The following is a 13,860-nucleotide window of genomic DNA, read 5'->3' on the forward strand; positions in this document are numbered from 1 at the left end:
CGGTGACGCCCCGGCTGGTCGGTGATCGACTCGACGACGTCATCGGCGCGTGCGAGGCCATCGGTCGGTACGTCGGCGACGAGCGGCTGCCCGAGGACCTGGTGCACGACGCCGTCCGGATGCGGTTGGTCGAGATCGGCGAGGCGGTCCGTGTCCTGCCGAGCACCGTCACCGCGAGCGAGCCGGACATCCCGTGGTCGCGGGTGTCCGACCTCGGCGACCGGCTGACCCGGCGCTACTTCGACACCACCCGCGCGGTGGTGTTCGGCACGGCCCGCACCGACGTGCCGTCTCTGGCGGAGGCGGCGCGGCGGCTCCGAGCGTCGCGACCCTGACCCTCCGCAACACGGCGGCGTCTTCGCGCGACCCGGCCCTGACCCTCCGCAACACGCCGGCGTCTTCGGGCGGACCGGGTTCCGCAACACGCCGGCGTCGTCGCTCCCCGCCCGGATCCCGCCCAGACGCCGCCGAATACTGCGGCGTCTCGAGCACATGGCGGCGCCGTGCGAAGACGACGGCGTCACGCACCGCAGCCCGCAGCCCGCAGCCCGCACCGCAGCCCCACGACGACGCAGGACGGCCCCGTCTCGCCGAGGCGAGACGGGGCCGTCCGTGTGTACTGGCGAGATCAGCCCTTCTTGGCGAGCTCCTCGAGTGCGTCGTTGCCCTTGTAGGCCTCGACCGCGTTGTCCTTCGTGACGAGGATCGGCGTCAGCTCGACGGCCGGCACGATCTTCTTGCCGTTGTCGTTGTTCTTGTCCTTCGTCGTCTTCGGGGTCTTGCCGTCGGCGAGGTCGGACACCAGGTCGATGGCCGCCTGGGCCTCTTCCGTGGTGTTCTTGTAGATCGTCGAGTACTGCGTGCCCTGCATGATGAGCGGGATGGAAGCGGTCTCCGAGTCCTGCCCGGTCACGACCGGGTTCTCCTTGCCGGCGGCCTTGGTCGCGGTGAGGATGGCACGGGCGAGGGTGTCGTTGGGCGACAGGACGCCGTCGAGCTTCGTGCTGCCCGAGTAGTACTGCGAGAGCAGGTCGGTCATGCGGGACTGGGCGTTCTGCGCGAGCCAGCCCTTCGTCTGCACCTTCTGGAAGGTGGTCTGGCCCGAGACGATCTTGATCGTGCCGTCGTCGATCTTCGGCTGCAGGACGTCCATCGCACCGTTGAAGAAGACGGTCGCGTTCGCGTCGTCAGCCGAACCGGCGAAGAGCTCGACGTTGTACGGTCCGTCGCCCTTCTTCTCCTTCAGGCCCTTGAGCAGCGCCTCGGCCTGCAGCTGACCGACCTTGAAGTTGTTGAACGCGACGTAGTAGTCGACGTTCGTCGTGTTCAGGATGTTGCGGTCCCAGGCGATGACGACGGCGCCCGAGGACTTCGCCGACTTGACCTGCGCGGTCAGCTGCGAGCCGTCGGCCGCACCGATGATGACGGCCTTCGCACCCTTGGTGATCATGCCCGAGATCTGCGACTGCTGGTCCGGGACGGGGTTGCCGGCGTTGGCGTACTGGATGTCGGCCTTGAAGCCGGCGTCCTCGATCGACTTCTTGAACGCTGCACCAGCGAGGACCCAGTTCTGCGAGGTCTTGGCGGGCAGGGCGACACCGATCAGGTCGCCCTTCTTGATGGTGGTGGAGCTGCCGCTGCCGGCGTCGTCGGACGAGCCGCGCGACGAGCAGCCGCTGAGGGCGAGGCCCGCGATGAGCGCCAGGCTGAGGCCGGCGACGATCTTCTTGCGCATGTGATTGCTTTCTCTTCGTTGAGGAGGGGTGGGGCCTGAGGCCCCGCTGTGGGGAGGTGTGAGCTAGGGGAGGGTGATCTTGTCCGGCTGGTCCTCGATGGACCGCGGCTGCTGGGCGGCCACCGTGTTCTGCTCGGTGTCCTTCCGCTGGAACTGCCGCATCATGCCGCCGATGAGTGACGGACGTCCCTGCGACTTCGAGTAGACGTCGAAGGCGACGGCGACGAGCAGGACCAGACCGCGGATGATCTGCACCTTGTTGGACTCGAGGCCCATCAGCTGCAGGCCGTTCGACAGCAGCGCCATCACGAGACCACCGATGATGGAACCGGAGATCGTGCCGACACCGCCGGCCACGGCGGCGCCACCGACGAACACGGCGGCGATCGCGTCCAGCTCCCAGCCGGTGCCGTCCGCGGGTCCGGACGCACCGGAGTAGGCGACGAACACCATGCCGGCGACGGCGGCGAGGACGGACATGTTCATCATGACGAAGAAGTTGACCTTCTTCGCGGAGACACCGGACAGGACGGCGGCGCTGGAGTTGCCACCGACGGCGTAGACCTGGCGACCGAAGATCGTGTTCTTCGTGACGAAGCCGTAGACGATCGTCAGGACACCGAGGATGATCGCGACGATCGGGACCGAGGTACCGACCGGGCCGGCGCCGAACAGGTACGTGGCGACGAGCGTGACGGCGACCAGGATGCCGGTGCGCACGACGGAGACCCACAGCGGCGGGACCTCGGCCTGCATCTTGCGGCGCCGTGCGCGTCCGCGCGCCTCGATGATGATGAGTGCGGCGATGGTGGCGAGGCCGAGCAGGAGCGTGCCGTTGCTGTAGCCGAAGTCGGGCCCGAAGTCACCGAGGAAGCCGGCGCCGATCGGGGTGAAGCTGTCCGGCACGGGGACCGACGTCGAGTTGCCGATGATCTGGTTGACGCCACGGAAGATGAGCTGCCCGGCCAGCGTCACGATGAACGCCGGGACGCGGACGAAGGCAACCCAGAACCCCTGCCAGGCACCGATCACGGCGCCGACGACCAGGCCGAGCAGGATCGCGGCCCAGACCGGGAAGTTCCACACCGCGATCGACTGGGCCACGATGATGCCGACGACTGCCGCGACCGAGCCGACCGACAGGTCGATGTGGCCGGCGATGATCACCATGACCATCCCGAGCGCCAGGATGAGGATGTAGGAGTACTGCAGGAACAGGTTGATCACGTTCGTGGGCTCGAGGATCAGCCCCTGGGTGGTGATCGCGAAGTACGCGAGCAGCACGATGAGCGCGATGATCATGCCGTACTGGCCGATGCTGTTGCCCTTGCCGAAGAGCAGTTTCAGGTTGTTCATGAGGCGGTGGCGCCCTTCCGCGCGGAGGTCATGCTGCGCATGAGCGATTCGGGATCGGCCTGGTCGGCCGGGAGGTCAGCGGTGATCTGGCCCTCGAAGATGGTGTAGATCCGGTCGGAGAGACCGAGGAGTTCCGGCAGCTCGGACGAGATGAGGATGATGCCCTTCCCCTCGGCCGCGAGCTGCTGGATGATCCCGTAGATCTCGAACTTGGCGCCCACGTCGATGCCGCGGGTGGGCTCGTCGAGGATCAGGATGTCCGGGTCGGTGAACATCCACTTGGACAGGACGACCTTCTGCTGGTTGCCGCCGGACAGCTTGCCGACGTTCTCCTCGACGCTGGGCACCTTGGTGCGGAGCATCTTGCGGTACTTCTCGGCGACCGAGTACTCCTCGAGCGAGTCGACGACACCGGCCTTCGAGATCTTCTGCAGGTCGGCGGAGACCGTGGACCGCTTCACCGTGTCGAGCAGGTTGAGGCCGAGGGCCTTGCGGTCCTCGGAGACGTAGCCGATGCCGTGCTGGATCGCCTGCTGGACGTTGGTGACCTTGATCTCGTGGCCGTCCTTGATGATCTCGCCGCCGAGCCAGGTGCCGTAGGAACGACCGAACAGGCTCATCGCGAGTTCGGTGCGACCGGCACCCATCAGGCCCGCGAACCCGACGATCTCGCCGCGCTTCACGTGGAAGTTCGAGCCCTTGCAGACCAGACGCGACGCGTCGAGGGGGTGCTGCACGGTCCAGTCTCGGACCTCGAAGAAGGTCTCGCCGATCTTCGGGGTGCGGTCCGGGAACCGGCTCTCGAGCGACCGGCCGACCATGCCGCGGATGATGCGGTCCTCGTTGACGCCGTCGCCCTTGACGTTCAGCGTCTCGATGGTCTTGCCGTCACGGATGATCGTGATCTCGTCGGCGATCTGCTCGATCTCGTTGAGCTTGTGGCTGATGATGATGCTCGAGATCCCCTTGGCCTTCAGCCCGACGATCAGGTCGAGCAGGTGCTGCGAGTCGTTCTCGTTCAGGGCCGCGGTCGGCTCGTCGAGGATGAGGAGCTTGACGTCCTTGTGCAGGGCCTTCGCGATCTCGACCAGCTGCTGCTTGCCGACACCGATGTTCTTGATCTGCGTGTCCGGGTCGTCGGCGAGCCCGACGCGGGCGAGCAGGTCCTGGGCGCGGAGCTGCGCGGCGGTCCAGTCGATGCGCCCGAAGCGTCCCGGCTCGTTTCCGAGGAACAGGTTCTCGGTGATCGAGAGCTCCGGGATCAGCGCGAGCTCCTGGTGGATGATCACGATGCCGGCCTGCTCCGACTGCTTGATGTTCGCGAAGCGGACCTCTTCGCCCTCGAAGACGATCTCGCCGTCGTAGGTGCCGTAGGGGTAGACGCCCGACAGGACCTTCATCAGGGTCGACTTGCCGGCGCCGTTCTCACCGCAGATCGCGTGGATCTCACCGGCGCGGACGTTGAGGGAGACCTCGGAGAGCGCCTTGACACCAGGGAACTCCTTGGTGATCGAGCGCATCTCGAGGATGGTCTCGGGTGCGGTGATCGACCGGGTCTCGAGGCCGGTGTCGATCGGGGTTGACGCCACAGTGCATCTCCTTCTGCCGCTGCGATGCGGCAGTTGTTCGGGTGGTTCTGCTGCGGCAGCGAATGGGCGCAGGTGGCCTGCGTGGACTTCGTTGTCGCGTCCGGTGCCCCGCTGGTGTGACGCTCATGTGAACGGTCACATCGGCTGGACGGAGGTAATTTACGCACAGCCCCGGTGCGGCTGTCAATTCGGATTGGTCGCGTTTTCGTAACGGCCTGCGTGATCTGGCGGAAGCAGGCTGATCACGTCCCCCGCGTTGGGGTGATCGTGCGGAGTTCCGCACGCGGTGCGTGCGTTCCCACTGGGCGGACGGGAGGCCCGTGGCGGCGTCCACACGGGCCTCCCGTCCGCCTGTCGGTCGCGTCTGGAGCCGGGCGTACCTGGCGGAATCGGGCGTACCTGGTGCGTTCTTTCGACCAGGTATGCCCGTTCCGGCAAGGTGTGCAGCGGCGCGTCAACGACCGCGCGGGGCCCCCGTGGACGCGCGCACGACGAGCTGCGGGACGATGTCGATCGGCCGCAGGAGCTCGTCCTCGCCGGGCAGGAGCAGGTCGACGCAGCGGCGGCCGAGCTCGGCGAAGTCGACCTGCACGGTGGTGAGCGGCGGCCAGAAGTGCTTCGCCTCGGGGATGTCGTCGTAGCCGACCACCGACAGGTCGCCCGGCACGTCGAGCCCGTACGAGCGGGCCGCGTGCATGACGCCCAGGGCCATCTGGTCGTTCGAGCAGAACACCGCTGTGCAGTCCCGCCACCGCAGGAGTTCTCGGCCGGCTTGGTAGCCGAAGTCCGCGGTCCAGTCGCCCAGGATCGGCGGGACGACGGACATGTCGCGGTCCGACATGGCACGGAGGAATCCCTGCATACGGGCGTCGGCCTCGATCCAGTCCTGCGGGCCGGCGATGTGCCGGATGTACTCGTGGCCCAGGTCGAGCAGGTGCTCGGTCGCGAGCCGCGCGCCCTCCATCTGGTCGACCCACAGGGCCGTCGGGTCCTCGCCGACACTGGCCCGCATCGTCACGTACGGCGTGCGGATGCCGAGTTCCTCGATCAGGTCGAACACCCGTTGCTGGGGTGCGATGACGACGATGCCCTCGACGTCCAGGTCGAGCAGGTGCCCGAGCCCCTCACGCACGGCGGTGTCGGTCGCCTCGGCGATGTTCGCCGTCGTCACCGAGTACCCGCGCAGCATCGCCGCGTCCTCGATCGCCTGCAGTGCGACCGCCGGGCCGTAGTGGGCGCGGCGGGCCGTCAGGACGCCGATCGTGTGGGTGCGGCTCGTGACGAGGGCCCGCGCCGCACGGTTCGGCCGGTACTGCAGCTGCTCCATCGCCGCCAGCACCTTGTCGCGCGTGGCGTCGCGGATGGCGTCGGAGTTGTTCAGCACCCGCGAGACGGTCTGGTGGGAGACGCCCGCGATCCGTGCGACGTCACGGATGCTGGGCGAACGCGGTTGCTGTGCCCGCGATGACGCCATTGCTGCTCGTTTCCGCCCGGGGCCGTGGCACGTCGATGTGCACGTTCACATTCCGGGCCAGATCATTATGCACGTCCGGCGGATCGACGCCACCTGAACGTCCTCGACGCTGCGGCCCGGCGGCGTGCCGGGCCGCAGCCTCGCTGCGGCCTCGCGGCGCGTCAGAGCCAGTTGCGCTTGCGGAAGATCGCCCAGAGCACACCCATCAGGGCGAGCATGCCGAGGATCGCGACCGGGTAGCCGTACCGCCAGTGCAGCTCAGGCATGTGGTCGAAGTTCATCCCGTAGACACCGGCGATCAGCCCGGGGGCGAACAGGATCGCCGCCCACGACGAGATCTTCTTGACCTCCTCGCCCTGTCGGTGCGCAGCGCGGGCGAGCTGCCGGCTCTCCTCGCCCTGCGCCAGGCTCGCACTGGTCATCCGCCGCATCGCCTCGTTCTGCTCCTGCGACACCAGGGTCGCGTGCAGGGTCAGGGCGTTCTCGAGCAGGGACCGGAACGAGTCGACCCGCTCCGTCACGCGCAGGGCGTGGTCGAGCACGTTGCGCAGCCGGTGCTGCACCTCGTCGTCGACGCCGTACTTGTCGGCCCCGCGGAGCAGGCCCTGCACCATCGCGGGCACCGGCTTCGTGGCGCGTTGGAAGGACAGCACCTCGCTGAGCAGCTGGTAGATGCGCTTCGAGACACCCGGGTCGACCTGCCCGGCGAAGAGCTGGTCCTCGATGGCGTCGATGCCGTCCTGTAGCACCTCGACCACCGGGGCGTAGCCGTCCACGACCTCGTCGAGCACCGCGGCGGTCACGGCCTCGGAGCCCAGCGCCAGGAACTCGGGGTCGGCCTCGACCTGGGCGCGGAGTGCCGCGAGGTCGGGGCGCTCGGCGTGCCGGACGCTCACCACGAACCGGTCGCCGACGAACAGGTGCACCTCGCCGAACTCGACCGTGCCCTCGGCGCGGTCGAACCAGGCCGGACGGAGCACCAGGAAGAGCGTGTCGCCGTACCGCTCGAGCTTCGCGCGCTGGTGCCCCTTGCGGGCGTCCTCCACCGCGTTCTCGTGCAGGTCGAACTCGGTCGCGACGGCGTCGAGTTCCTTCGGGTCGGGGCGGAGGAGTCCGATCCACGCCAGGTCGCACCGTGCGACCTCGTGGCGTGCGCCGAGCGACAGGGTCGACGGAGAATCGATGCGACGTCCTTCGACGTAGATCGCGTTGTCGATCATTGCCATGCGCGTGCTCCTCGTGGTCGGGAGCAGGCAGGCGCGATGCTGCGGACGGACCGCAGCGGGCGGAGGAGATCTAGGACACGGGCGCGGCGGCGAGGGGGAGGGGCTGCCGGCCCGCGCGAGGATGGTCACCCGACATCGCGCCTCACCTGCCCTTCTCCTGGTCGTGCGGCCGCGGTGCGCAGCCTCGTGGCCACAACCGTGGCCGACGTCCGACCCTACTCCGGACGCACGAGGGAGCCAAGCGCTCGGCCGCGCTCGACCGAGGCTCGGCCTGGACGACGGTTCTCGTACTCGCGGGCACGAGGAGTGTTGCGGAGTCCGAGTCTCGGCCCAGGCGGGCGCGCCGGATCAGCGGGTGATGTGCCGGCCCGCGGCCTCGAGCTCGGTCAGCTGCCAGCCCAGCCAGGGGCTCCAGCCGAACGGCGCACCGGCGACGGCGGCCCGCAGCGAGTCCTCGGAGACCCAGGCGTACTCGGCGACCTCGTCGTCCGCGGGGGCGGGCAGGTCGTCGGTGACGGCGCGGAACACCGGGCAGACCTCGTTCTCGACGATCCCCGAGGCGTCGACCGCGCGGTACCGGAAGTCCGGCAGCACGAGCTCGACGTCGCGCACGGTGATGCCGAGCTCGCGTGATGCCCGGCGGGCGATGGCGTCCTCGAACGACTCGTCGGGGCCGGGGTGCCCGCAGAACGTGTTCGTCCAGACACCGGGCCACGTCTTCTTCGACAGGGCGCGACGGGTCACCAGGACGTCCCCGTCGGTGTTGCGGACGTGGCACGAGAAGGCCAGGTGGAGGGGCGTGTGGTCTGTGTGCACCGTGAACTTGTCCGCTGTGCCGATCGGGGTACGGTCGTCGGCCAGCAGGACCACGGTTTCCGGGAAAGCGCTCATCTGCACCGATAGGTTAGGCCAATGAGCGAGGAAGCGGCCACCGTGGCGCACATCGACCTCGCGCTCGTCGACGACTGTCTCGAGCGCTTCTTCGTCGTGTCCTCGGCTCGTGCCGCGCGCTACGGCCGTCCGTCCGAGGAACTCTGGCGGGTGCTCCGCAAGGCGAGCCTGGGCGGCAAGCGCTTCCGGCCGCGCATGGTGCTGACCGCGTACCTCGGCCTCGGCGGGGACGACGTGCACGCCGCCGCGCACGTCGCCGCGGCCTACGAACTCCTGCACACCGCGCTGGTGGTGCACGACGACGTCATCGACCGTGACTGGGCGCGCCGCGGCCAGCCGAACGTCGCGGGCTCCTACCGCGACGCCGGCACCACCGGTGGGCTGCCGCTGCCGACCGCCGAGCACCGCGGGATGAGCGCCGCCGTGATCGCGGGCGACCTCGCGCTCTCCGGCGCACCGCGGTTCATCGAGTCCTCTGGTGTGACGGGCGAGCGTCGCGGGCGTCTGCTCGAACTGCTCGACGAAGCCGTGTTCGCCAGCGCCGCCGGTGAGATGACCGACGTCGACCTGGCCCTCGGCGTGATGCCGACGGTGGACGAGGTCCTGGCGATGGAACGGGCGAAGACGAGCGTGTACTCGTTCGAGGCGCCGCTGCAGTCCGGTGCCGTGCTCGCCGGCGCGCCCGAGACCGTCGTCACCGCGCTCGGCGCCTTCGGCCGCGAGATCGGCATCGCCTACCAGATCGTCGACGACCTGCTCGGGGTGTTCGGCGACGAGACCACCACCGGCAAGAGCGTGCTGGGGGACCTGCGCGAGGGCAAGCGGACCATGCTCATCGCGTACGCGGCCACGACCGACTGCTGGCCGGACATCGCGCCCTACCTGGGTGACCCGGACCTGACCGAGGACCGCGCGGCCGAACTCCGTGCGACCCTGGTCACCTGCGGCGCCCGTGCCGCAGCCGAGTCCCGGATCGCCGACCACGTCGCACTCGCCCGTGCCGAGCTCTCCGGACTGCCGTACGACCTCGCCGACCGCCTGGAGGGCCTCGTGACCGAACTCGTGGAGCGCGCCCGGTGACGACCGACACCACCCGGACCGGCAGTGCGCCGTCCGGTCGGCTCCCCCTGTACGACGCCACGGCCGAGGCGGCGTCGAGCGTCGTCATCGACCGGTACTCGACGTCCTTCGGCCTGGCGAGCCGGTTGCTCGCCAAGGACACCCGCGAGCACATCCGCAACGTCTACGCGCTGGTGCGCGTCGCCGACGAGGTCGTCGACGGTCCCGCGACCGAGGCAGGGCTCGACCCGGACCTGGCACGGACGGTCCTCGACGAGCTCGAGGCCGACACCGAGCGCGCGATCGCCCTCGGCTTCTCGGTGAACCCCGTCGTGCACGCGTTCGCCCGGAGTGCACGGGTCACGGGCTTCGGCGCGGAGCTCACGAAGCCGTTCTTCGCGTCGATGCGGATGGACCTGGAGCGCACCGAGCACGACGACGCCTCGTTCGCTGCGTACGTGTACGGCTCGGCCGAGGTCGTGGGGCTGATGTGCCTGCGTGCGTTCGTGTACCGCGCCGGCCGCCCGACCTTCGACCAGGCGGAGCTCATCGCGGGAGCCCGTGCGCTCGGTGCCGCGTTCCAGAAGGTGAACTTCCTGCGCGACCTGCACGCCGACTTCGAGGTGCTCGGTCGCTCGTACTTCCCGGGGGTCGACATCCGCTCGTTCGACGAGGCCACGAAGGAGCGCCTGGTCGCCGACGTGCAGGCCGACCTCGACCACGCGGCCCGGACGATCCGGCTGCTGCCGCCCGACGCCCGGAACGCCGTCGGGCTCGCGCACGCCCTGTTCCAGGAACTCAACGACCGCATCGCCCGCACGCCGGCGACGCGCCTGGTGACGACGCGCGTGCGCGTCCCGAACCCGGTGAAGGCGCGCCTGGCCGCACAGGTGCTCGCCGGACGCGCCCCCGTGCGGTCGAAGGTGGCCACCCGTCGGCCAGGAGGCACGTCATGACCCCGCCCCGCGCCTCCCGTCCGACGGCCGTCGCCGCCACCACCCGGCGCAAGGTGCCCGCCCGACGCGCCGTCGTGATCGGCGGCGGCATCAGCGGACTGGCGTCCGCGGCGCTGCTCGCGCGGGACGGCTTCGCCGTGACCGTGCTCGAGCAGCGGTCGCAGCTCGGCGGCCGTGCCGGTTCGTGGGAGCGCGACGGCTTCCGGTTCGACACCGGGCCGTCGTGGTACCTCATGCCCGAGGTGTTCGACCACTTCTTCCAGCTGCTCGGCACCTCGGCCGACGCCGAACTCGACCTCGTGAAGCTCGACCCCGGGTACCGCGTCTACAGCGAGGGCAACGACGAGCCGATCGACCTGCGTGCCGACGCCGAGGCGAACATCGCGCTGTTCGAGTCCGTCGAGCCCGGAGCCGGCAAGCGGATCCGGAAGTACCTCGCCTCGGCCGAGGACACCTACGCGATGGCGATCCGCCGGTTCCTGTACACGACGTTCCAGGACCTCACGAAGCTCGCCGCCCCCGACGTGCTCCGTCGCCTGCCGAAGCTCGCCCGGCTCCTGCTGCAGCCGCTGTCGTCCCGCGCTGCCTCGGCGGTCAAGGACCGGCGACTCTGGCAGATCCTGGGCTACCCGGCCGTGTTCCTGGGCACGAGCCCGTACGCCGCGCCGAGCATGTACCACCTGATGAGCCACCTCGACCTCGCCGACGGGGTGCTCTACCCGAAGGGCGGCATCACCGAGGTGATCGCCGCGGTCGAACGCGTGGCCCGTGCAGAGGGCGCGAAGATCATCGCCGGCGCGAAGGTCGAACGGATCGTCGTCGAGGACGGCGTCGCCACCGGGGTCGTGCACCGCGACCGCGACGGCGTGCAGCACACCGCTCCGGCCGACCTGGTCGTGAGCGCCGCCGACCTGCAGCACACCGAGATGCAGCTGCTCGACCGCGAGCACCGCACCCACGGTGCTGAGCACTGGAAGACCCGCGACCCCGGACCGAGCGCCGTGCTCGTCTACCTCGGCATCGACGGACCGACGCCCGGCCTGCTGCACCACACCCTGGTGTTCACCGAGGACTGGAAGGCGAACTTCGGCGCGATCTTCGGCAAGGACCGGCACGTCCCCGACCCCGCGTCGATCTACGTCTGCGCGCCGTCGGAGACCGACCCGTCCGTCGCGCCCCGCGGCTCGAGCAACCTCTTCATCCTGGTGCCCCTGCCCGCCGACCTGTCCATCGGCAAGGGCGGGATCGACGGTGCTGGCGACTGGGAGGTCGAGCAGATCGCCGACCGCGCCATCGACGTCGTCGCCGAGCGTTCGGGCGTCCCCGACCTGCGGGACCGCATCCGGGTCCGCCGGACGATCGGACCGCGCGACTTCGCCGACGACCTCAACGCGTGGAACGGGTCGATGCTCGGCCCCGCGCACACGCTCAAGCAGAGTGCGTTCTTCCGCGAGAAGAACGCATCGGCCAAGGTCGACGGCCTGTACTACGCCGGGGCGTCCACGATCCCGGGCATCGGTCTGCCGATGTGCCTGATCAGCGCCGAGGTCCTGCTCAAGCGGATCCACGGCGACACGAGCACCGAACCGCTGCCGACGCCGCTCGGCACCCCGCGGAACCAGGCCGGCACCGTCTGATGCCCGGGCTGTACCTCGCCGGCCTGGTCGTGTCGCTGATCGGCATGACCGTGCTCGACGCCCGCTTCCGGCTGTTCTTCTGGCGGGCGCCGTGGCGTGCGGCTGCGGTGATGGTCGTCGGCGTCGCGTTCTTCATGGTGTGGGACGTCGCCGGGGTCGCGTACGGCATCTTCTTCATCGGCCCGCAGCACCTGCTGACCGGCGTGCTGCTCGCCCCCGAGGTCCCGCTCGAGGAGCTCTTCTTCCTGCTGCTGCTCTGCTACTCGACGATGGACCTGGTCGGCTTCGTCCGACCCGTCGTGCAGCGGTCGCTCGGGCGGCGGCGCCCGTGACCGGCTCCGGCGCCTACGCCCTCCTGGCCCTGCCGTTCTTCGCCGTCGTGGCGGTGGTGGCGGTCGTCGCCGGGATCGTGGCCGCGCGCCGTGCGCGAGCAGCGGGACGCGCACCGGGGCCCGGCCGCCGGGTCGCACTGGTCACGTCGCTCGTCGCCGGGATCGCGCTGCTCGTGATGACGATCGTGTTCGACAACGTCATCGTGACCCTGCGCATCGTCGCCTACGACCCCTCGCTCATCAGCGGGGCGAAGATCGGGGCGATCCCGGTCGAGGACCTCGCGTACGCGATGGCGGCGATCGTGCTGCTGCCGAGCCTGTGGGTCCTGTTCGACCGGACGGGCCCGCGCGACCCGGCCGCCGCGCGCCCCGCGCCCGACCCGACCACCGCACCACCGGAGGACACGAAGTGAACGCCAGCACCGCCTCCAGGCCGTCGACCCTGCGAGCACTGTTCATCTCGTCGCGCCCGATCAGCTGGGTGAACACCGCCTACCCGTTCGGTGCCGCGTACCTGCTCGGCAGCGGGGTCGGCGTCGAGGGCGGCGGCGGGTTCTCGCTCGTCGCGTTCCTGGTCGGCGTCGTGTACTTCCTGGTGCCCTACAACCTGGCGATGTACGGCATCAACGACGTCTTCGACTACGAGTCCGACCTGCGCAACCCGCGCAAGGGCGGCGTCGAGGGTGCCCTGCTCGACAAGAGCGTCCACCGCACCACGCTCTGGGCCGTCGTCATCACCAACGTGCCGTTCCTGGTCGCGCTCGTCGTGCTCGGGGCGGTGAGCGGGAACGGGCCGTGGTCGTGGCTCGTCCTGGCGATCAGCGTGTTCGCCGTCATCGCGTACTCGGCGCCGGGGCTGCGGTTCAAGGAGAAGCCGTTCCTCGACTCCCTGACCTCGTCGACCCACTTCGTCTCGCCCGCGATCTACGGCCTGGCGCTCGCCGGACCGCACTGGACCGGCCAGCTCGTCGCCGTCTGCATCGCCTTCTTCCTGTGGGGGGTCGCCTCGCACGCCTTCGGCGCCGTGCAGGACGTCCTCGCCGACCGGGCCGGCGGCATCGGGTCCGTCGCGACCGTCATCGGTGCCCGGGCGACCGTGCGACTCGCGTTCGTCGCGTACCTGGTCGCCGGCGTCGCACTGCTGTTCTCGGCGTTCCCGGGGCCGATCGCCGCCGTCGTCGTGATCCCGTACTCGCTCAACGTGCTGCCGTGGTGGAACATCACGGACCAGGGCGCCGAAGCCGCGAACGCCGGGTGGAAGCGGTTCCTCTGGATCAACTACCTGGCGGGGTTCATCGTGACGATGGCGCTCATCGCCTACGCCTTCACGCACTGAGCGCCCGGGTCCCGTCCCGTCCCGCTCCGTCGGTCCCGTCGGCGTCCCGTCGAGGTTCCGAAATCTCGGCATCTCGACGTCGCCCGACGCGCTCCGTGGAACCTCGGCGCCGCGCACACGGCATGTCGTGGAACCTCGACGCCCGCCGCGCGCAGGACCGACGGCGCCCGCCGCGCGCAGCACCGACAGCGCCCGCCGCGCGCAGCACCGACGGCGCCCGGCGCGCGCAGCACTGACAGACTGGACGGACGCGTCACGGGAGTCGTGAC

13 protein-coding genes are annotated in these 13,860 nt (G+C 69.7%); 7 read left to right on the plus strand and 6 right to left on the minus strand.

Translation table 11 applies throughout. The features are described 5' to 3' along the window. Positions 1 to 2: 2 nt before the first annotated feature. Positions 3 to 335: a DUF86 domain-containing protein gene (locus tag EDF40_RS01050; protein ID WP_148053841.1), complete on the plus strand. Its 333-nt coding sequence runs from the start codon at positions 3 to 5 to the stop codon at positions 333 to 335. Between the two features lie 293 nt (positions 336 to 628). Here EDF40_RS01050 and EDF40_RS01055 read toward each other — a convergent pair whose 3' ends face one another. The 6 genes from EDF40_RS01055 to idi form a co-directional block, all read right to left on the minus strand. After that, the gene (locus EDF40_RS01055; protein ID WP_123339999.1) at positions 629 to 1,735 is read right to left on the minus strand and encodes a sugar-binding protein; all 1,107 of its coding nucleotides are present in this window, start codon (positions 1,733 to 1,735) and stop codon (positions 629 to 631) included. A 63-nt stretch (positions 1,736 to 1,798) separates the two neighbouring features. Further along, entirely contained in the window at positions 1,799 to 3,091 is a 1,293-nt protein-coding gene (locus tag EDF40_RS01060; protein ID WP_123340000.1) for an ABC transporter permease subunit, read from the minus strand. Further along, complete coding sequence (gene mmsA, locus EDF40_RS01065) at positions 3,088 to 4,611, minus strand: multiple monosaccharide ABC transporter ATP-binding protein (protein ID WP_185002736.1); 1,524 nt, start codon at positions 4,609 to 4,611, stop codon at positions 3,088 to 3,090. Before mmsA ends, EDF40_RS01060 begins: the two co-directional genes overlap by 4 nt. 523 nt (positions 4,612 to 5,134) lie before the next feature. Further along, positions 5,135 to 6,154, minus strand: a complete 1,020-nt coding sequence (locus EDF40_RS01070; protein ID WP_123340001.1) for a LacI family DNA-binding transcriptional regulator — start codon at positions 6,152 to 6,154, stop codon at positions 5,135 to 5,137. 161 nt (positions 6,155 to 6,315) lie between these two features. Next, entirely contained in the window at positions 6,316 to 7,380 is a 1,065-nt protein-coding gene (locus EDF40_RS01075) for a magnesium and cobalt transport protein CorA (protein WP_123340002.1), read from the minus strand. Between the two features lie 348 nt (positions 7,381 to 7,728). Further along, a complete protein-coding gene (gene idi / locus EDF40_RS01080) occupies positions 7,729 to 8,271 on the minus strand; it encodes an isopentenyl-diphosphate Delta-isomerase (RefSeq protein WP_123340246.1) in 543 nt (180 codons plus the stop codon). Between the two features lie 21 nt (positions 8,272 to 8,292). On the opposite strand from idi, the gene EDF40_RS01085 reads away from it, so the two are divergent. From EDF40_RS01085 to EDF40_RS01105, 6 genes are read left to right on the plus strand one after another with little or no spacing between them, the layout of a single operon-like run. Next, a complete protein-coding gene (locus tag EDF40_RS01085; protein WP_123340003.1) occupies positions 8,293 to 9,351 on the plus strand; it encodes a polyprenyl synthetase family protein in 1,059 nt (352 codons plus the stop codon). Continuing rightward, the gene (locus tag EDF40_RS19065; protein WP_260213065.1) at positions 9,348 to 10,286 is read left to right on the plus strand and encodes a phytoene/squalene synthase family protein; all 939 of its coding nucleotides are present in this window, start codon (positions 9,348 to 9,350) and stop codon (positions 10,284 to 10,286) included. The genes EDF40_RS01085 and EDF40_RS19065 overlap by 4 nt, the downstream gene beginning before the upstream one ends. Beyond that, complete coding sequence (gene crtI / locus EDF40_RS19070; protein ID WP_260213067.1) at positions 10,283 to 11,923, plus strand: phytoene desaturase family protein; 1,641 nt, start codon at positions 10,283 to 10,285, stop codon at positions 11,921 to 11,923. The genes EDF40_RS19065 and crtI overlap by 4 nt, the downstream gene beginning before the upstream one ends. Beyond that, positions 11,923 to 12,255 carry a lycopene cyclase domain-containing protein gene (locus EDF40_RS01095; protein WP_111085416.1) on the plus strand — a complete coding sequence of 111 codons (333 nt, stop codon included), beginning with the start codon at positions 11,923 to 11,925 and terminating at the stop codon, positions 12,253 to 12,255. Before crtI ends, EDF40_RS01095 begins: the two co-directional genes overlap by 1 nt. After that, positions 12,252 to 12,668, plus strand: coding sequence for a lycopene cyclase domain-containing protein (locus EDF40_RS01100; RefSeq protein ID WP_185002623.1), 417 nt, complete (start codon positions 12,252 to 12,254; stop codon positions 12,666 to 12,668). The genes EDF40_RS01095 and EDF40_RS01100 overlap by 4 nt, the downstream gene beginning before the upstream one ends. After that, the gene (locus EDF40_RS01105; RefSeq protein ID WP_123340005.1) at positions 12,665 to 13,591 is read left to right on the plus strand and encodes a prenyltransferase; all 927 of its coding nucleotides are present in this window, start codon (positions 12,665 to 12,667) and stop codon (positions 13,589 to 13,591) included. Before EDF40_RS01100 ends, EDF40_RS01105 begins: the two co-directional genes overlap by 4 nt. The last annotated feature ends 269 nt before the right edge of the window (positions 13,592 to 13,860 follow it).

This window comes from Curtobacterium sp. PhB170, assembly GCF_003752345.1.
GTDB lineage: Bacteria > Actinomycetota > Actinomycetes > Actinomycetales > Microbacteriaceae > Curtobacterium.